At 59.1% G+C, this 18,830-nt stretch carries 15 protein-coding genes and 1 pseudogene; 12 read left to right on the top strand and 4 right to left on the bottom strand.

Annotated features, from left to right (window positions below; all coding sequences use genetic code 11):
* Positions 1–186: 186 nt before the first annotated feature.
* Entirely contained in the window at positions 187–1,098 is a 912-nt protein-coding gene (locus BN2476_RS20925; protein ID WP_087736081.1) for a lysozyme inhibitor LprI family protein, read from the bottom strand.
* A 644-nt stretch (positions 1,099–1,742) separates the two neighbouring features.
* Here BN2476_RS20925 and BN2476_RS20930 point away from each other — a divergent pair.
* The 8 genes and pseudogenes from BN2476_RS20930 (at position 1,743) to BN2476_RS20970 (ending at position 9,610) form a co-directional block, all read left to right on the top strand.
* A complete protein-coding gene (locus BN2476_RS20930) occupies positions 1,743–2,213 on the top strand; it encodes a glycine zipper domain-containing protein (protein ID WP_087736082.1) in 471 nt (156 codons plus the stop codon).
* 149 nt (positions 2,214–2,362) lie between these two features.
* A complete protein-coding gene (locus tag BN2476_RS46540; RefSeq protein WP_160111739.1) occupies positions 2,363–2,989 on the top strand; it encodes a hypothetical protein in 627 nt (208 codons plus the stop codon).
* 719 nt (positions 2,990–3,708) lie between these two features.
* On the top strand, positions 3,709–4,704 hold the full coding sequence (locus BN2476_RS20940) for a 2-hydroxyacid dehydrogenase (RefSeq protein ID WP_087736084.1): 996 nt from the start codon (positions 3,709–3,711) through the stop codon (positions 4,702–4,704).
* Positions 4,705–4,802: 98 nt separating this feature from the next.
* Positions 4,803–5,621, top strand: a complete 819-nt coding sequence (locus BN2476_RS20945; protein WP_087736085.1) for a hypothetical protein — start codon at positions 4,803–4,805, stop codon at positions 5,619–5,621.
* A gap of 22 nt (positions 5,622–5,643) precedes the next feature.
* Positions 5,644–6,321 (top strand): annotated as a pseudogene (locus BN2476_RS20950) (glycogen debranching enzyme); the annotation flags it as partial.
* A 439-nt stretch (positions 6,322–6,760) separates the two neighbouring features.
* Positions 6,761–6,901 (top strand): hypothetical protein, encoded by a 141-nt coding sequence (locus BN2476_RS49945; RefSeq protein ID WP_438942893.1) that lies wholly within the window; start codon positions 6,761–6,763, stop codon positions 6,899–6,901.
* 386 nt (positions 6,902–7,287) lie between these two features.
* Entirely contained in the window at positions 7,288–8,670 is a 1,383-nt protein-coding gene (locus BN2476_RS20965; protein ID WP_087736088.1) for a DUF3300 domain-containing protein, read from the top strand.
* A gap of 10 nt (positions 8,671–8,680) precedes the next feature.
* A complete protein-coding gene (locus BN2476_RS20970) occupies positions 8,681–9,610 on the top strand; it encodes a DUF2950 domain-containing protein (protein ID WP_087736152.1) in 930 nt (309 codons plus the stop codon).
* A 227-nt stretch (positions 9,611–9,837) separates the two neighbouring features.
* Here BN2476_RS20970 and BN2476_RS20975 read toward each other — a convergent pair whose 3' ends face one another.
* From BN2476_RS20975 to BN2476_RS20985, 3 genes are all read right to left on the bottom strand, one after another.
* A complete protein-coding gene (locus BN2476_RS20975) occupies positions 9,838–11,424 on the bottom strand; it encodes an aspartate-alanine antiporter-like transporter (RefSeq protein ID WP_087736089.1) in 1,587 nt (528 codons plus the stop codon).
* A 501-nt stretch (positions 11,425–11,925) separates the two neighbouring features.
* Complete coding sequence (locus BN2476_RS20980) at positions 11,926–13,035, bottom strand: porin (RefSeq protein WP_087736090.1); 1,110 nt, start codon at positions 13,033–13,035, stop codon at positions 11,926–11,928.
* Positions 13,036–13,176: 141 nt separating this feature from the next.
* Positions 13,177–13,860 carry a nitroreductase gene (locus BN2476_RS20985; protein ID WP_087736091.1) on the bottom strand — a complete coding sequence of 228 codons (684 nt, stop codon included), beginning with the start codon at positions 13,858–13,860 and terminating at the stop codon, positions 13,177–13,179.
* Positions 13,861–14,200: 340 nt separating this feature from the next.
* Here BN2476_RS20985 and BN2476_RS20990 point away from each other — a divergent pair, with 340 nt between their 5' ends.
* The 4 genes from BN2476_RS20990 (at position 14,201) to BN2476_RS21005 (ending at position 18,758) form a co-directional block, all read left to right on the top strand.
* On the top strand, positions 14,201–15,319 hold the full coding sequence (locus tag BN2476_RS20990; RefSeq protein ID WP_087736092.1) for an iron-containing alcohol dehydrogenase: 1,119 nt from the start codon (positions 14,201–14,203) through the stop codon (positions 15,317–15,319).
* A complete protein-coding gene (locus BN2476_RS20995; protein WP_087736093.1) occupies positions 15,319–16,746 on the top strand; it encodes an amidase in 1,428 nt (475 codons plus the stop codon). Before BN2476_RS20990 ends, BN2476_RS20995 begins: the two co-directional genes overlap by 1 nt.
* The gene (locus BN2476_RS21000) at positions 16,730–17,614 is read left to right on the top strand and encodes a tryptophan 2,3-dioxygenase (RefSeq protein WP_087736094.1); all 885 of its coding nucleotides are present in this window, start codon (positions 16,730–16,732) and stop codon (positions 17,612–17,614) included. Before BN2476_RS20995 ends, BN2476_RS21000 begins: the two co-directional genes overlap by 17 nt.
* A 97-nt stretch (positions 17,615–17,711) precedes the next feature.
* Positions 17,712–18,758, top strand: coding sequence for a glutathione S-transferase family protein (locus tag BN2476_RS21005; protein WP_087736153.1), 1,047 nt, complete (start codon positions 17,712–17,714; stop codon positions 18,756–18,758).
* The last annotated feature ends 72 nt before the right edge of the window (positions 18,759–18,830 follow it).

Here is an 18,830-nt window from a genome sequence, read left to right on the forward strand (position 1 = left end):
CTGCTGCTGATCGCGCGCGTATCGGGTCTAGACGCGTGTCGATGAGGCGAGGTGCGAAGGTGTGGTGAGAACACGGAATCACGAAATGTCGCGCGCGCTGCCGAGGAACGCGGCGGTTTTGCTGCGGTGCCGGATGAGGCTCACGCTCTGGCGGTTGAGCGAGCCTACATTACATCGATCGGCACATCATTGCCGTAGTTCATCGATGCGGAGACGATAGCTTCGTAGCAGACAGGCTTTATCGCCACACACGTTGCGAGAATTGCGAAGCCATGCTCGTTGATCCGCTCGTAATCGCGTCCTGTTAGCCGATCCTTTTATCTTTTGATGATAGATTTCTGCCAATGCTTTATCGACACGGGCAAGTTCCGCATCCCCGCAAATAAGCTGCGCTTGAACAGATATGAGCTTGCTGCAATCAAAACTATGCATCAACGCAGCCTTCGTCTGGTATCGAGTTTCCAGTAGCCCTGGCTTGCATAGCCCCTGCAGCGACTTGCAGGCGACGTTGCGCCCGACCCACGCCATGTCTTGCGCACCATATTGCTTGACGAAACGATTGATGCCTGCATGGCTTACGCCCCTTTGCATTGCGTTCGCCGCGATTATTTCGTTGCAAAGCGAGTCCTCGGCGTGGGTTCGTCCATCGCGCCGGTAACAACTGTGAAAACCGAGCAGCCCGGAACCGACAACGCTTCGGCGTTCTCCGGAAGCGAACAGGATCGAAGCGCAAGCGGACGCGCATTTGGCATTATCTGGAACCGTTGTATAGACCCGTACCCTATCCATTGCATCGACGACCCGGAAAGCGGCCTCAACGTTCCCTCCTGGGCTATTTAAAACAAGGACAACGAGTCCTTCTTCATCGCGGTCAGCCATTTTGGCGACTGCGAGAAACTTCTCTGCGTCACCTTCCTGAACCTTCCCTTCCCCGATAACCATCTTTAACTCAAGTTGAGGTTGGTAGTAGATCTTGAAGTCCATCCCGAGCGCCAGACCGGGAAACATAAGCACAGTGAAAAAAAGCCAGGAAAGCATCCGTTGAATCAAACCCGGCGCCGGCGCGTCCTTGGGCGGTGGGTGCCCAGTGCTGCGCATACACTTCTCCTCGGAATTTCACTGGCTCTCTGCAAGCTCACACCCTACCGCACTATCCGCGAAAGTGCGCGGAACCACCGCACTCGGGGCAGTGTACTTCGGCGGGAACACCAGAGGCCTCGGCATAAGCAATGCCGACGGGCGCCAGCATGGTGGTCAATACGAGCCCCGCTGTCAGGTCGCTAGGCAACCAGGTCGCCTGATACATTCGCAGGTTCATTAATCGGCAAGTTCTGTTTTTATCAAACGAAACAATCACGACTATTATTCGGCGCGTCGGTACACTCAGTATTTGCGCATCAAAAAGCGCGATGAATGTTCTAACATCATATTGAGTCGACGCCGCAATCCGCTACAAACCCATTTGCAATTGCCACCAGTCCCGACACGGCCGATTAGTCGGGACTCTGTCCTTCTGTCTGAAGGACCGGCCATGTCCCTGTGGAACCAACGACGAGCCAATGTTTCGGGCAGTCGACAAAAGCGGGAGCTGTCTGCATCGCGTTCGCCAGTTTCGCATCTTAAAAGGTCTTCCATGAGGCGCGACACGTGCCGTCGCCCCGGATCGACTTGCGAGATTCCTACCGCTAATTCAGTGGACCGAATAGACTAGGTGAGAGCACGCCACCACACAGGGGGCTCTTATGAACGCCTTAAGGATTTACCACATTAGCGCTATCGCGGCGCTGCTGTGTTGCCAGGCTCTTGCGCAAGCGCAGCCTGTCGCGTATCCGGCCAAAGGCCAAAGCGCACAGAAACAGCAGCAGGACGAGGGACAGTGTGCTTCGTGGGCCAAGTCGAAAACCGGCATTGATCCGACGGCTGTCGCCGCAACGCCTCCGCCTCCGTCCGGACCTGCGGTAGGCGGCGGAGAACGGGTTGGCGGCGCCGCTCGAGGCGCGGCGGGTGGCGCCGTCATCGGTGCGATTGCGGGCGACGCAGGTAAGGGCGCCGCCGTTGGCGCGGTCGCAGGAACGATGGGTGGCGGGATGCGTGCGCGCCAGAACCAGCGGAACGCGCAGGCAAACGCTGAGGCGCAGAAACAGAACGCCATGGGCGCATGGAACCAGGCCTATTCTGCCTGTATGAGCGGACGTGGATACACCATGCACTGAGCCGCAAGTAACGGAGGCACACAAGCCTTGATAGGTGGTCCGGGGCCTCCCAGACGACCGTAATGCGGACACCGCTTTGTCCACGTGCGCTGGACGTCGTGCTGCAGACGCCCCCACCGGGCTCGGCGTAGCTTGTTTCCGGGCGGCCCATGACGAATCCACTACGCCGTTTGCGTCAGATCGTAGATGCACTCTGCGCGGGGTGCCTGTTACTCGCCTTCAACGCATGTGCAAACAGTGCTCCGTCGTCTACGCGTGCTGATGACGCGTCGTTGCGCGCCCGTGCCGTGACGGCGGAAAGTCACGGTGTACGGGTGAGCGCTGCCGTGCTGAGTGCCGACGACGACGAGCGCATGTTCGGCACCAACCTGAACATAGCCGACGTGCAACCGGTCTGGGTCGAGGTGACGAACAGAACCTTGCTTTACTTATGGATGTTCCGCACCGAAAACGGCGAGGGTTATTACTTGCCGTTCGAGTCCGCGTGGCCAGTACATACGCGACCCGGCGGTGCAGCGAAAGTGCACATCGACGACCGCTTCTATAAAGCGTCCTTCAAGAATCCGATTCCGCCGGGCGGCACCCATGTAGGAATCCTTTTCACTAACCGGGTTGAAGGACTCAAATTCTGCAATATCGATCTGTCCGGTGATACCGAGGTCTTTCATTTCTCGCTCTTTTTGCCTGTGCCGGACGACGACGAAAATTTCGAAAAAATCCGCTTTCTTGACACTGGAGGCGGCTCTTCAGTGAAGACTATCCCCGAAATCCGGTGAAGATCATCCCCGCAATCGCTGCGGCGGAGTGTGCCGAAATCCTATGTCTGCCAAAACGGCACTCGCCCGGTTCTGTCGATCAGGCGGGCTTTTCTCGAAAGGCCAGATGAGGCAAAGGCCAAAAACGCCCGCAGGAAGCTGGCGTTAATCCGCCCGTCACCTACGCAAGTTAAAGCCATTGAAGGGCGGTTACCCACAGCCCCAAACCACGTACCGCCTGAACTGAGAATTCGATTTGTGTGCACTCTATTTTTCGACCGAAACGGCCGCGCGGACAGTAAAGATCGCGGCGATATTTCCGAATAACCGAATGCGATCGAATGACCATAGATCCTCGACCTCTGAAGCCGCCGCGGGTCTGGTGGCGGATCCAACGAAGATTGAAAGATGGGGCGCCTGATTATTTCTCGCATACCGGTCCTGGGAAACCGACCATATGTGGGAGGCTGGAATGACCGCAGCGGCTGAGATGCCTGGACAGGGCGTCTGGCGGGTTTCGTTGAGGTTTGTTGGACGCTTGACATTACGCGTAACCATGCACTAAGCGCGCGGCCGTTGGACCAAGGTCCCATATCATCCCGCGCGCGCATGATCTAGTCTTTCCAGTGACCACCCTCTGCCCCGAAATTCCCACGACACTCTCACGCTGCCTGTGCGCGGGCGTGACGCCCGCCGTGGTTCTGGCTTTATCGCGATTATCCGGAGATTGGAGGCACGCCATGGAGATCGCCATTTTCAGCTCGACGCCCTATGAGCGCCGCTACCTCGCCGAGGCCAACGCGAACGGGCATCACAGGCTGAATTTCTTCGAAGTGCCGCTGACGGCCGAGTCAGCAGGTCTTGCAACCGGCTATCCCGCTGTCTGCATTTTCGTCAACGATCGCGCGGACGCCCAGGTGCTGGAAGCCCTCCAGCAAGGCGGCACGCGGCTGGTGGCGCTGCGCTGCACCGGCTTCAACAACGTCGATCTGGAAGCGGCGGCCCGACTCGGGATGAAAGTCGTTCGAGTGGTCGACTACTCGCCGAACTCCGTCGCGGAACATGCGGTGGCGCTGCTGCTCGCGATCAACCGGAAAATCTATCGCGCGTACAACCGGACGCGGGATTCGAATTTTTCGCTCGATGGCCTGATCGGTTTCGACCTGACGGGCAAGACGGTCGCTGTGGTGGGCACCGGCAAGATCGGTCGTGTGTTCGGGAAGATCATGCTCGGCTTCGGCTGTGAAGTGATCGGCTACGATCCGATGCCGTCGCGGGAGTTCGAGGGGCTGGGCGCGCGTTACGCGGCCCCCGGTGAGATTGGGGAGAGAGCGGACGTCATTTCGCTGCACTGTCCGCTGACGCCAACGACGCACCACATCATCAACGCTGAAACGCTGTCGCGCGCCAAGCCGGGCGCGCTGCTGATCAACACGAGCCGCGGCGCGCTGATCGATACGGAGGCCGTCATCGAAGCCCTCAAATCGGGTCAGCTGGGCGGCCTCGCGATCGACGTCTACGAGCAGGAGGCAAACCTGTTCTTCAGGGATCTATCGAGCGTCGTGATTGCGGACGACCTCATCCAGCGGCTGGTCTCCTTCCCAAATGTAATCGTGACAGGGCACCAGGCGTTTCTGACGCGGGAAGCGCTGACCACGATCTGCGAAACGACGCTGCAGAGCGCAACGGCATTCGAGCAAGGACAGACGCTCGAAAACGAAATCAAGGCCCCGTGACTCACGCCTGCCGATATGCGGCAGCGCATTCATCAGATTGGAAGCCGATTCGGCCGGGCGGCGCGTTCATTCGAATGGAAGCAGAGGAGACTCCTTTCATGCGCGGATACTGCGGATGCATCGCCGCCCTGACGTTCGTCGCGACGTTAGCGCAGGCGTCGGACGCTGCGCCGACGCGACGCGATGCGGACGACTACTGGCAATTCGCAGTGGCGCCATACCTGTGGCTGCCATCCGTGGACGGTACGATGCGCTTCTCGCTGCCGCGCGGCGGCGCCGATGCTTCCACGGGCCCATACGATTATCTGCAGAACCTCAAATTCGCTTTCATGATTCAGGGCGAAGCGCGCAAGGGCGACTGGAGTTTCTTCGCGGACGGGATCTATCTGAACTTCGGGCGCCACGATAGTGCGGTCAATGCGACGAACGGCCTGTTCGGGCCGCGCGAAACGCAGCAGAGCGTCGAAACGAGCTTTCGCGGCACGCTGGTCGAGATCGGTGGCGGGCGCACGATGATGCGGCAGTCGTGGGGTTACGTCGATGCAATCGTGGGGATGCGCTATCTTGGCGCGAAGGGCACGCTCGACGCGACAGCCGTCTCGACAACGAGCGCCGGCGTGGGCGCGAACCCGCAACTAGACGTATCGCAGGTGCAGAACATTTTCGACGGCTTCGCGGGCGTGCGGGGACGCGTGTCGATCACGGGCGACGGCCGCTGGTACGTGCCGTTCTATCTCGATCTGGGCGCCGGAACGTCGAAGTTCACATGGCAGGCGATGACGGGGCTCGGCTACGCGCTGAAGTGGGGTGACGTCAGTCTGACGTATCGATACCTCGCCTTCTACGGTTCGGGCGATCAGCTCGTTCAGACGCTGCGTTTCAGCGGTCCAAGCCTGAATGTGATCTTCAGGTTCTGAATGCGCGGCGTCTGGAAAATTGGCCAATGGTGAAGAAAACCGTGACGGCTCAAACGACAACCTGTCATGGAACTGCGGCGCGGAAGGCGAAACGGATGACGCGGGAATCGTTCAACTGCGCGGCCGTCAGGCCCGCAATCTGATGGCCATACTTTTTCTGAGCCAGGGCGTGCCGATGATGCTCGCGGGCGACGAAGTACTCCGTAGCCAGCACGGAAACAACAATGGCTATTGCCAGGACAACGCGCTTTCGTGGTTCGACTGGCGTCGGGTCGAATCCGCATCGGGGATGCTGCGGTTCATGCGCGAACTGATCGCACTGCGCAAGCGTCACGCGAGTCTGCGCCGGCGTCGCTTTCTGACAGGGCGACCCGCGCAAGGCCACGCGCACCCGGGCATCGCATGGCACGGCGAACGGCTGCATGAGCCTGAGTGGCAGAATCCACGAGCGCGGCTTCTCGCATTTACTCTGGGCGGTGACGATCCTGGAGAGGCGCTCCTTCATGTGGTCCTGAACATGGACGATTCGGCATGTCATGTCGCGCTTCCCACTGTCCTCGACGGGAGACGCTGGCACCGGATCGTCGATGCCGCGCAGAGCAGCCCGCATGACATTGTTCCGGCGCCACGCGAGGCAGCGACTGAGTTGGGTCACTGCTTGATACAGCCGCGCACGGACGTCGTGCTGGAAGCGGACTGAATTCCCCGTAAGCGAACAGGCGCGCTCCCTTCGTGCAGCGCGAATTTCGTTTTCGCGCGGCTCCTTTCGCAGGTCCGCGTTTAGTTCCGGGTGAGACCGGTCACTCGCGATCGCTGAACCGCGAACGGTCGACGCGCTCTACATCGCCCACGTTCACGAAGGGCTTTTCGCGCTTTCTGGTAAGCATCCCGTTGCCACCAACCAGTCATTGGACCAAAGTCCAATACCACATCCATTTCAACGCGTATAGGCTGGAAGCGGTCGGTTTCTTACCAATAGACAGACAACGCGGGCACAACATCGGGAGTTCGTCATGAAACACACGAGTGCAGTCTTGATAGCCGCTACGCTAGGACTGGCGTCCCAGGGCGTTGGAGCGCAGGACAATTCTGGATCTGGCACATCGGCGGGCGCTGAACATCCGGACGAGATAGTGAGGATGCACCAGCAGGTTGCTGCGGCGAATCGCGAATACGACCGTGAAGTCGCGGCTGCAAAAAAGGTGTATGACCACAAGAAAGCGGAAGCGAAGAAGAAGCGCGACGCTGCGGTGTCAGTCGCTCACGGCGCGGGCCAGTAAGACGTATTCCGCGATTGTCTGGGTGGTCAGCCAGTCGGGCTCGCGTGCCGGTCAGAGATATCGTGCAATGCATCCCGTAGGTCTTCCTGCGTTTCGAGACTCGACGTGAAACATGATTTCGAGGGATTCGAGCAGGCTGCGTTCTGGCTACATATCATTGTTGCCTGCGTTTTGCTGATGTTCCTTATCGGCAGTAAGGAACCCACGACTGGTGACTGGTTCGGAGTCGGATGGGAGACACTCGCGATTGAGTTTCCCCCGGACTCTTTGCTTCCCGAGTCGACGCCCGGACCATCCGGGCAGCCAGGCACGCAGGCACCAGCGACTTCTATGACAGGCAGGAACGCCTCGTTGTCCGCGACAGGAACCTGCCGGACGGAGTGGCCATGATCAATTGGAAGGCCCGATGGGCTAGAGCCTGCTTGTTATGGCTGGTTCTGCCGGCCGCCATCCCCTCGTGTGCAGATCACGGTCCGGCGAGCCCCCCGCCATCAGGCCCCGCATCATTGAGCACCGCGCCAACTAGCCCACCGCAATCGGGCCCGGCGTCATTGAACACCGCGTCATCAGGCCCGGCGCAATCAGGCCCCGCACCATCAGGCACGGTGGCGTCGGGCCCAGAGCCATTCAAGCCAGAGGAGATCGAAGCCCTGGTCGCGCCGATCGCGCTTTACCCTGACTCCGTGCTGGCGCAGGTATTGATGGCGTCGACCTATCCGCTGGAGATCGTGCACGCGGCGCGTTGGGTGAAAGCGAATCCGAATGTGAAGGGCGACGCCGCCGTGAAGGCGGTAGAGAACCAGCCGTGGGACACGAGTGTGAAATCGCTGGTGGCGTTCCCGCAGATACTTGAGCCGATGAATGACAAGATCGACTGGACCCAGAAGCTCGGCGACGCCTTTCTTGCGCAGCAAAAGGACGTCTTCGCCGCCGTGCAGCGCTTGCGGGCACACGCGAAGGAGTCGGGCAACCTCAAGTCGAACGAACAGCAGAACGTGATCGTCGAGCAGGCACCTGCTGGCGGCGGGCAGACCATCGTGAAGATCGAGCCCGCGAACCCGCAGGTGATCTATGTGCCCGCCTATGATCCGACTGTCGTGTATGGCGCGTGGAGCTATCCTGCCTATCCGCCTTACTACTGGCCGCCGTATCCCGCCTATTATCCCGGCTACTATCCCGGTGCGGCCCTCGCGACAGGCTTTGCCTTTGGCATTGGCATAGCTGCCGCCGGTGCAATCTTCAGCGACTGCAACTCGTGTTGGGGTGGAGGCGACGTCAACATCAACGTCGACAAGGCCGCGAACATCAATCGAAACTTCGATCGCAGCAAGGTGCAGGGGCAGGGCGGTCGATGGCAGCATGATGCGAGCCATCGCCAGGGCGTCGCCTATCGGGACAATGCCACGCGCGATAAATTCGCCGGGCAGTCGCCGCGTGCCGGCACGCGTGATCAGTATCGCGGCCGTGGCACCGCCAATGACCGGGCAGGGGCAGGCAATCGCGCAGCGACGGCAGACCGTTCTGCTGGCGCGAACCGGGGCGCGTCGAATCGCGCAGGAGGTGACGTGAATCGTGTCAGCAGTGGCGATCGCGGGGGTGGTTACAGCGGGGGACGCGACAACGCTTTCAACGGCGTGGGCACGAGCGGCCGTACCGCGCAACGCGACTTCGACAGGGGTAGCTCGAGCATGCGGGGTTCAGGGGTTAACCGGCCCTCCGGTGGTGCAGGCATGCGCGGCGGCGGTGGATTCCGCGGTGGCAGGCGTTAAGGAGGGAAGCATGGAATTCCATTCAAGCGTCGTCCAGCAATGGCTGACGCTCAAACTCGCAAACCTTGCGGCCGTCGCTGTCCTGTCGGTCGCAACGACAACAGCAGTGCATGCGCAAAAGAACTTCAGCTCGCCAGAGGCAGCGATGAACGCCTTTGGCGATGCAGTGGTGAAAGACCGCGAAGACGCGTTGCGCACGATCTTCGGTAATGACTTTCGCGAACTGATTCCACCCGTTGGAGCAGAGTTGCGCGATACGTTTATCGCCGAATGGGCCAGGTCCCACACGATCGAGCCGGCGGAAACAGGACGCACCCACATCGTCGTGGGCGACAATGGCTGGACGTTTCCGGTTCCACTCGTCAAGACCAAGCAGGGATGGCACTTTGACACGCACGCCGGCGCGGAAGAAATGCGATTGCGGCGCATCGGACGCAATGAACTGGCCGTCATTCAGACAATGCTCGCGATCTACGACGCGCAGCGCGAGTATGCACAAACCAATCACGACGGCGAGGGCGTGCTTGCCTATGCGTCAAGGATGGTGAGTTCGCCCGGCAAACACGACGGTCTGTACTGGCCTAACGGACCGGAGGCGACCCCGAGTCCGCTCGGCGACGCGTTCGTTGATGCAAGTTCGCGCAATGCGAAGAATGCCGGCTACTACGGGTACCACTACAAGCTGCTCGAGTCACAAGGATCGCACGCGCCGGGTGGCGCCTATGACTACGTTGTCGGAGGAAAGCTATTCGGCGGATTCGCCGTCATCGCCTGGCCCGTCAAATACGGAGACACAGGGATCAAGAGTTTCATGGTGAGTCACGCGGGGCAGGTCTATCAACGAGACCTCGGACCGGACAGTGCCGCCAAAGCGGAGACCACGAAGTCGTTTGACCCGGGTCCGGGCTGGAGCAAGGTGCCTGATGCCGATGTTCAGTAACGCGCTGCGTCCTCTTTCACGCAGGCTACACGATGCGCATGACGCGGCTCTTTTTTGATGAGCCGTTAGGGTTCGGTCTCTTTCCACGGCAGGTGACGCAGCGTATGCGCGCGTACATTTGCAGCGTCCCGACCCCAGGGTCATAGTAGACGGACTGCACCGCGTCGTCGCAGCAGACGATCCGAATGCGAGTTCGAATCGAGTATCTCCTCCGGTACGGGCGATCGTTACGAGAGGGAAATCACGATCTGCACGAAGAGCACTTTCACGATGGTCATGGACGGGAAGATCATCGCGTACATTACGTCAGGGCGATCCGTAGGTGCGATGCGGTTAGCGAACGCGAGGATGGCCGGGTTGCCTGTCGCGCCACAGATCACGCCGACCGCTGCATCGAACGGGAGTTTGAAGACCCATATCGAGAATACGGCGGTGACGAGCACAAGCACCAGCAAGACGAGAACCCCGAACAGCAGCAGTAGGGGCCCCGCTGTACCAACCGTGTCGACGAATTTCGGTCCGCATGAAATGCCGACCTGTGCAAGAAATATGGTCAGTCCGAGATTGCGCAGGACCAGGTTCGCCGACAAGGGCATGACCCACACGAATGGGCCGCTGCGCCGCGCTTTACCGAGACAGAGCGCGAGTATCAGCAGCGCGGCGAGACCCAAAGTGAAGCCGCCCGTACCGGGTAGCGGCAGGGCGACGGCGCCTGCCAGCAGGCCGGCTGCAGCGCCGATCCCGAGGCTGACAAAGCTCAGATCCGCCGTGCCTTTGATCGAGTCACCAAAGAACGCGCGAATTATGGGCATATGCGCGCGATTCACGAGCACGCCAACGTGGTCGCCCGTCTCCAGCACAATTTCGGGGCCGGGCAGAAGGTCTACGTCGCCACGTCGCACGTGAGCGACTGAGCATGTGACCCCTTCGGGAAAGCGCAATTCACGCAGGGACCTGCCAACCACACTCGGACTCGACGCGAACACGCGCATGTAATCGAGGTCTTCGCGATGGCTCGCTATTCTGCCGGGCTGCAACTGACCGCAAAGTTCCGCGGTCTTGCGCAACAGTTCCGGATCGGTCGCTGTAGCAAGCAAAACGTCGTCCTGCAACAACACCAGGTCCGCGGCTGGTAACTGGTTGTGATGCTTGCGGCGCACAGCGGCGATCGCGAGACCTTGCGGAAGTCGAGCGGTCAGTTCGGACAGTTTAAGCCCAATGAAATCGGCATTCTCCAGCGCGATCTCGGCCATATCGATGATCTTTGCGTTTGGTGTGTCGATTTTTGGCTTTAAAACGACCTTCAGTAGCAGAAGAAACAGAATCGGTCCGGCCACGCCGATAGGATAAGTAACGCTGTACGCCACGGCTGCATCATTGTTCTTAAGCGTCGCAATTGCCGCCTGAAGGCTGGCTGTACTTGTACCGGTCCCGGCAAACATGCCGAGCGCGTCTGCAAGCCGGAAGCTTGCGAGCGGGACGAGACACCACGCGCCGATACCGGCTGCGAGTACGCCCAGACAGGCCGCCAGATTCGCCTTGATGCCGTCCGGGCTCGACAGGCCCTTAAAAAACTGTGCGCCATACTGGATACCAATTCCGTAGAGGAAAAGCAAAAGTCCGAGCGTACCTAGCAGGGCCGGTGGGGACGATTTGGGCGCAAAGGCGCCAATCGCGAGACCGACGAACAGGACCGCTCCGGATCCGAGGCAGACGCCCTTGATGGTCACTTCCCCGACGATGTAGCCGAGTGCCACGGTTAGGAAGAGTGTGAACAATGGCTGAGCTTCGAGAAACAGCTTTACTGCATTCATGCGGGCTCACCGTTTGTGTCGGCAATAGCGTGCATTTCCAAGCCTCCATGCAATACCGATTGCACAGCGCAATCGAATTTTGCTGGGAGGCGATAGCGACAATGCACACGGCAGTTTGTACGCGTAGCGATGTCTGGGGGTTGTGCAACACACGCTGGCTCGCTAGCCTGCGCCATGATGCCCGGCTTCAACGGCGGCATCGCGCCGTTGACGAGTGTGGTATGTCACTCGGAAAGTAGCTAGAGTAGGATGCCGTGCAGGAAAATTGTATTGGACCTTGGTCTAATCCGACGTCATACCCGCGTCCTCGAACGGCGGGCTCATTATTGCCGACGCAACGACGTTGAGTTTGCCGTAACGAAACAATTCATCCAGGGATTGTTTGGTGATCGTCGAATGGCGACATGACGGTAGCTTGGGCTAGCCCCTGAGACTTCCATACGGGGCAGCGTGCAGTATCGGGAACTGATGACCCGCTAGCCGTTACAGGTGACACATTTATCAAAAGCTGGTCTTGAGGCCAATGCGCGCAATGAGCTGATTGGGGCCGCTCGACGCTCCCGATGGATCGAGTACGCCACTGATCAATGCCTGCGCACCTGAATTGGTGCGTTGATAGACGGTCTCCGCGTAAACGATAGTGCGCTTGGACAAGACGTAGTCGAAGCTCGCGCCAAGCTGATGCGCGTGATTGTTATCAAGGAACTGGTTGCCCTTCATATACATATATCCGGCGCTCGTGATCCATTCGGGGGCGAACTGATAAGCGACGCCAAATTGACCCTCGATTATCGCGCCTCCGTTGAAGGTATTTCGAACCGTTGTCACGAGAGCAGTTAACGTGAGCTTGTCGAACCGATAGTGTGCTCCAACGCCCCAATTTCGGATGCCCACCTGAGGTTGTCCGGCTGTGAAATACTTGATCTCGGTATAGGCAGCGCCAATGCCAAACGGTCCGCGGTCATAGTTGATTCCTGCGCTGATCGAATTGCCTGAACTAAACGATCCTGGAACGCCTCCAAAGCCGTAGAGGGCGCCGAACGAGAATCCAGCGAAGTCCACTGACTGATACTTCACCGAGCTATTGACAGGATGCCCACCCGCCATGCGGTCCCAATCGAAGCTTCCTGCAAACGGTGGATCGTTTGGAATGGCGATCTTGCTGAATGGACCCGTTCTAAACCCATAGAGCCCGAAGTTGTCCGCTGGATCATTTCCTTTGCCCAGTAATGAGTCAACCATGAAGTCATACTGGTTGCCAAATGTCAGCGTGCCAAACCGGTCGCTGGCAATGCCGACATACGCATTGCGGCCAAACAAACCTTGCCAGGGAATGATCGATCCGTTGCCCACAATAAACTGATCGACGAGATTGAAGATTGCGTGCAATCCTCCACCGAGGTCCTCCGTTCCACGCAGACCAAGCAGATTCGGAACGAGTATGCCGTCGTCGAACTTGATGTTCGAATGCCCTCCTTCGTTACTGATGTACGAAATGCCCGTGTCGAGCAATCCATAGAGCGTGACACTACCGGACGACTGCGCATGTACAGTCGTTCCCGTTCCAATGAGAGAAAGGACTACAGTTCCGTGCAAAATGCGCTTCTTCATTGAAGAAGATCTCCATTTAGTATCTTTTCTTATTGGTTTTCGTTGATGGTGACCTGACGCGCGAGGTCTGGACGGGACGGCCAGGCCGTTCGAGCTGGCCGTCCACATTTGTCGTCAATGTCGCCTCGTCAGGCGCGGATGTCAGGCATCGATGAACGAAACGAATTCATCGAGATCGAGTTTTTGAAGCGCCATGTTGTTTTCGGGAATGTCGTTGTCCGCATACCCGAGCGACATCCCGGCCACCACCATCTCTCCGTCGGGAATGTCGAGACCGACGCGCAGCACCGCGGACTGCAGCGACCAGATTTGCTGGGGGCAGGTGTCCAGTCCTTCCGCTCGGGCAGCCAGCATGATGTTCTGAAGGAAGCAGCCATAGCAAAGGAAGCTTGCCCATTCGAGGCGCCGGTCCATCGTGAAGATCAGCCCGACGGGAGCATCGAAGAAGCGGAACTGTCGCTCCACATCGCGCCTGCGTCCGACAATGTCGCTCCGGGCCACACCCTGTGCATCGCCCAACATGCCCCGGAACGTATTGAAGCGGGTCGAAAACGGCGTCGGCAATTCCTTTGGAAAGAATGGATATTCATGCCGCAATTTGTCGGGTCCGGCGCGGTATGCGTCAACGGCGGCATTTACGATCTTCTCGCGCGCAGTGCCGGTCAATACATAGCATCGCCACGGCTGGGTATTGCTTGAACTGGGCGCATACCTTGCGATCGACAGAATCTCCCTCACGGTTTTGATCGACACAGGCCGATTCAGAAAGCCGCGCTTGCTTTGGCGCCCGCAAATCAGTTCTTCGGTGAACTTGAACGCATCCATCTCGATGTCTCCATTCTCGTCGTAGGGTGAGTAGTGGAAAAATCATAGACACATACGTTGCATTGAGAAGATGCCGATCCTTGCAAGCTATGTTCAAGAGAATCGAACGATTCGCGCAGACGTGACGTCACGCCAGATGTCGCGAGAAACGCTAAGGGTAAACGTGAGCGACGACACACCAGAGACTCTGGTCCAGGTCCGTTTTATCTGGCGTGGCTCGAACGTCCATGTTTATGGACGCTCTGTTCGTGAAAGCGCCAATCACTGGCGAACCTGAATCGCCTATCTTCTCACTCAACATTGGATATCAATTTGCGCACGAAAGCGCAGGAGTGAGTGCATGAACCAGTTGAAATGCTTGCCCCAGGAAGCGATTGTCTGGGGGCACGACATCCTCGAGACCGCGGCGACTTCTCTTGGAGACTACGGGATCACTCGACCGATCATCTTCACGGTCGAGTTTCTGGAGACATTGAATCGCGATTACATACTGCCCGGGGTTCGCGACGCGGTGGGTATCTTCACGGAGCTGCCCGCGCACGTTCCCGACTTTGCGGTTCGAAAGGGGCTCAAGGCCTGTATCGACCATGGCGCAGATTCGATCATCGCGTTGGGCGGCGGCTCTGTTCTCGACGCAGCGAAAGCCGTTTCTTTTTGGCATTTCGAGCAGACAGGACGCCATCTTCCCATTGCCGCTTTTCCGACGACGTTGTCTGGTTCGGAATTCTCCCACTACTTTGGCGTGACGGAGACGGACGGACCGCAAAAATTCAAGCGCAGCTATGCGGTGCGGCAAACCGTGCCCAGGCTGGTGGTGATCGATCCACGGCTGATCACGGATACGCCTCGTGCGCTGTTGCTAAGCTCGGCCATCAAGGGTATCGATCACGCGGTTGAAGGGATGCGCAAGGTCGAATCGGATCACCCTCACGCAATTCTCGCGGCTAAAGGCGTCGAGCGCTTCTTCACCGTTCTGGAGAGGTGGCCGCAGAAACTCGAGACGCGCGATGCGCTTCAACGTAGCCTCGTCTCGACCGAAGATCTGCTACAGCTTCAACTTGGCGCATGGCAGTGCTACTTCTTTCCGGCATCGGTGATCTATGGACTGAGTCATCGCATCGGGCACATTCTCGGTGGCACGTTCGGGTTGCCGCATAGCGTGACCTCTTGCTTTACGTTGGCACCCGTCATTCGTGCCTGCGCTGACGCATACGGCGACAAGTTTGAGATTTTCGCATCGGGCAGCGCCACCAGTACTGCCGCCGAATCCCTCGCTGACCGGCTGTCGAGCCTCGTGCGCTCACTGGGACTACCGAGTCGTCTGAGCGCGCTCGATTTTGACAAGGCGAAGCTGTGCGAGGTGTCTGCGTTGCTGAAGGACAACTATCCTTCCGAGGTCGCCGATCTCGGTGCCGGCGCCGGCGGGAAGCTCGATGCACTACTTGAGAGCCTTTGGTAATGAGCGGACTTCATTGTTCATCCGCCCAGATCGTGCATCCGACGGGGCTTCGCGACGCGCTCGATGCGCTCGCCGCGCGGCGGATCACCGCGACTGCATTGACGGAGCAGGCGCTCGAGCGTGCGGAGGCCTGCAAGCAATCGTTGAATGCGTTCGCGGCCATCGATTGGGATCGCGCATTGAAGGCTGCCGCGGAGAGCGAGCGTCGCTATGGAGAGAACAGGCAGCGGCGGCTTGAAGGCCTTCCCATTGCTATCAAGGACCTGATCGATACCAAAGGCATTGAAACCCGCTACGGTTCCGCAGCCTGTCTCGGCCACGTGCCTCGCGCGGATGCGGACATCGTAAAAGCGCTGATGGAGCAGGGCGCGATCGTCATCGGCAAGACGACGACTCACGAATTCGCGTGGGGCGTGACAACCGCAAGCGACAGATTCGGCGACACATTGAATCCGCTGGACCGTACGCGCATTCCTGGCGGCTCCAGCGGCGGTGCTGCCGCGGCGATCGCGCACGGCGCCGTCATCGCTGGCGTGGGCACCGATACGGGCGGTTCCGTGCGGATTCCAGCGGCGCTTTGCGGTGTCGTCGGATTCAAACCGACGTTTGGCGCGCTTCCATCAGGCGGCGTGTTTCCGTTGGCGCCCAGTTGTGACCATGTGGGTCTGCTTGGAAAAAAGGTCGATGACGTGGCGATGCTCGCGGCTACCTTCCACATCGATTTGCCCGAAAGCGATGCATGGCTTTCCGCGCGCCTCGGCATCATCCGCGAGATCGCGCCTGTTCCTCTCAGCCAGGAAATCGCTTCGGCGTTCGATAGCGCCATTGAGCAACTCGAACAGACCTTTGCGTGCGTGCAAGCCGGAACGTCCGGTTTGTTCGATACCGTCTATCAGGCGTTCGCGAATATCGTGCTGATCGAAGGCGGGATCGAACACTTCCGGCGTAGCGACTGGGATGTGATCGCCGCGCACTACAGCGCGGAAACCATCGAACGGCTGAGACGCGCTGAAACCATGGACCTGCGCGCGTATTCGGCGTCCCAGCAGACAGGACGGAAGTTTGCGGCGAATCTGCGCGAGGTGATGTCGGACTTCGACTACCTCGTGCTGCCGACATGTCCGTGTGTGGCGCCGCATGTCGATGTCGACACGGTCAGCATCGGCGGCTGGACGGGGACAGTGCGCGAAGCACTGATGACCTACACCGCCCCGTTTAATGTCGCAGGATTTCCCTCGATTTCGATTCCATTGCCGACGCGTGACGGCATCCTGCCCGCCGCGTTGCAGATCGTTGCGAAGCCAGGCGATGACGGTGCGCTTCTGCAGATCGCACACCAGATCGAGCTGATTCTGCACCTGGGTTCGCCGGGAAGGGTCATATCAGAGGACATACAGCAAGGAGAACAAGGTGAACGATACCGTTAAGCTTGAGCGCCCCGACGCGGCCAGCGAGTCGGCCGGGCAAACGCCGTACAGTGCCTGGATGCAGACAGATTTGCTTCACGCGTTGCAGCACCCGGTGAGCGATCATCCGGGAGAGCATGCGTGGATTGCATCCGTGCAGGTGTCCGAGCTCTATTGGATGCTCATCATCAAGGAATTGCAGACCGCGCAAATGCAATTGCGCGCCAATGATCTTTCCGAGGCCTGCAAGACGCTCAAGCGGGTGGTCGGTCATCACGAACCGCTCAATGCGACGTGGCGCTCGATTGCGTGGATGACGCCCACCGATCTGCTGGCCATCCTCTCGCGTGTGCAGGCCAAATACGGCAAGGACACGGCGTTGCAAGGGTGGGCGTACCGGCAGATGGTCTACTTGCTGGGCATCAAGCAGGCCGACCATCTGCAGCATTTCACTCCACAGCCCCAGCGTTGGACGCAACTCAACAAGGCGCTGTACGAGCCGAGCGTCTATGACGATGTGTTGGCCTATCTGAACCGCAATGGATTTCCCGTGTCGGCTGCAGTGCTCGAGCGCGATTTCAGCGTGCCTTATCAATCCGACAAGTCCGTCGAGAAGATCTGGCGCGACGTCTACGCGGACCCGAATCAAAACCTCGAACTCCAGCAACTCGGCGAGACGCTTGCCGATATTGCCGAGGGATTTTCGATGTGGAAGTACCTTCACCTGATGGCGACGCGCCGAACCTTTGGTGCAAGGCCCGCGTACTTCGGCACCGAGGGCATCGCCTGGCTGAAGCCGACAATGGATGAAATCCCGTTTCCTGAACTATGGTCGGCGCGCGGCTTCATTGGCGATCCGCCGGCCGTGTGTCCGCATATGACGAAGTAGGCGACTGCCGGCGCATTGGTCGCGAGCTTTGTCGGCCATTGCGCTCGTTTGATCGATGCACGCTTGTGGCATGCAGGAAACGAAAAGGGATACAACGATGAGCGACAACCCATTGATGAAACTGGCAGCCAGTGCCCGTGCTGCCATTGCAGATCCTGCGCGGATCACCATCGTCGGCGACGATGCGAACCCGCGCTTCGAGCTTTTCCATGCGGCGAGTTCGCTGTGCTCTCAAAAGGTGCGCACAGTACTCTTCGAGAAGCAACTGGCCTATCGTTCTAACGACATGATGATCCTCGGTTCGATGGGCGCGGATGGCATCGTGCCGGCCGAGCACTACCATCCGCCTTACGTCCGGATGAGGCTTATCGCAGGCAGGGAGATGGGACGCGAGCTCGTCAATGGCTATAGCGGGCGAACTTCGGTCGAAACGGAGGGCTTCGATCCTTGCACGGTGCCCCTGCTCGTCGATTACGAGGCCGGTAGGGTGATCGCGGATTCCCAGCGGATCTGCTGCTATCTCGATGCCGTTTCGCGCGAGCCGATACAGCTTTTGCCCGACGATGCGCACGCGCGAGCCTACGTGATGCAGCAGGTGAACATTGTCGACAGGATTCCAAACGGCGCGTTGCTCTACGGCTTTCACCCGGATGCCGACTTGCGGCCTGATGCGCTCAAAGCCGTGATGGAGACCGTCTACGACTATAAGATCATGGCGCTCGACGCGATGATCGCCGCCAATGCCGACGAGTCCGAGCTGGTTGCCGCCTATCGCGCGAAGATCGTGAAGGAGCGTGGCGGCAAGTCGGTTTGTCATGATGCGGCGTTTCAACGCGACACGCGCCAACACGTTGCGCAGTTGCTGAAAAGTCTGGACCACGCGCTAGGTCCGGCGCCGGTCCCCTATCTGAAGGGAACGTCGTTCTCGCTCGGCGACGTGTTGTGGGGCGTGAATCTGGTTCGTCTCGCTTATCTGGGGCTTGCATCGATGTGGGAAGGGCTGCCCAACGTCGCGCGCTATTTCGATGCATTGATGAAACGGCCGTCTCTCCACAAGGAAGCGTTCAAGGCGACGATAGAGTCTCTGCCGCATTCGCATCACATGGATGCAATTGCAATCGGCCTTGAGGCGTCGTCTGCGTAACGGGCCGGTGAGTCGAATACGAAGCCGGTGAGTCGAATACGAAGCAGAAGAAGGAACGGAATAAGGCGGAGT

Origin of the sequence: Paraburkholderia piptadeniae (assembly GCF_900007165.1) — a bacterium.
In the GTDB taxonomy this organism is placed as follows: domain Bacteria; phylum Pseudomonadota; class Gammaproteobacteria; order Burkholderiales; family Burkholderiaceae; genus Paraburkholderia; species Paraburkholderia piptadeniae.

Coding starts and splice junctions, on each gene's coding strand:
- BN2476_RS20975 (WP_087736089.1), bottom strand. CDS start 11,424: ATGAATGCAGTAAAGCTGTTTCTCGAAGCTCAGCCATTGTTCACACTC.
- BN2476_RS46540 (WP_160111739.1), top strand. CDS start 2,363: ATGACGAATCCACTACGCCGTTTGCGTCAGATCGTAGATGCACTCTGC.
- BN2476_RS20980 (WP_087736090.1), bottom strand. CDS start 13,035: ATGAAGAAGCGCATTTTGCACGGAACTGTAGTCCTTTCTCTCATTGGA.
- BN2476_RS20945 (WP_087736085.1), top strand. CDS start 4,803: ATGCGCGGATACTGCGGATGCATCGCCGCCCTGACGTTCGTCGCGACG.
- BN2476_RS49945 (WP_438942893.1), top strand. CDS start 6,761: ATGCACCAGCAGGTTGCTGCGGCGAATCGCGAATACGACCGTGAAGTC.
- BN2476_RS20925 (WP_087736081.1), bottom strand. CDS start 1,098: ATGCGCAGCACTGGGCACCCACCGCCCAAGGACGCGCCGGCGCCGGGT.
- BN2476_RS20990 (WP_087736092.1), top strand. CDS start 14,201: ATGAACCAGTTGAAATGCTTGCCCCAGGAAGCGATTGTCTGGGGGCAC.
- BN2476_RS20965 (WP_087736088.1), top strand. CDS start 7,288: ATGATCAATTGGAAGGCCCGATGGGCTAGAGCCTGCTTGTTATGGCTG.
- BN2476_RS20995 (WP_087736093.1), top strand. CDS start 15,319: ATGAGCGGACTTCATTGTTCATCCGCCCAGATCGTGCATCCGACGGGG.
- BN2476_RS20930 (WP_087736082.1), top strand. CDS start 1,743: ATGAACGCCTTAAGGATTTACCACATTAGCGCTATCGCGGCGCTGCTG.
- BN2476_RS20940 (WP_087736084.1), top strand. CDS start 3,709: ATGGAGATCGCCATTTTCAGCTCGACGCCCTATGAGCGCCGCTACCTC.
- BN2476_RS21005 (WP_087736153.1), top strand. CDS start 17,712: ATGAGCGACAACCCATTGATGAAACTGGCAGCCAGTGCCCGTGCTGCC.
- BN2476_RS20985 (WP_087736091.1), bottom strand. CDS start 13,860: ATGGATGCGTTCAAGTTCACCGAAGAACTGATTTGCGGGCGCCAAAGC.
- BN2476_RS20970 (WP_087736152.1), top strand. CDS start 8,681: ATGGAATTCCATTCAAGCGTCGTCCAGCAATGGCTGACGCTCAAACTC.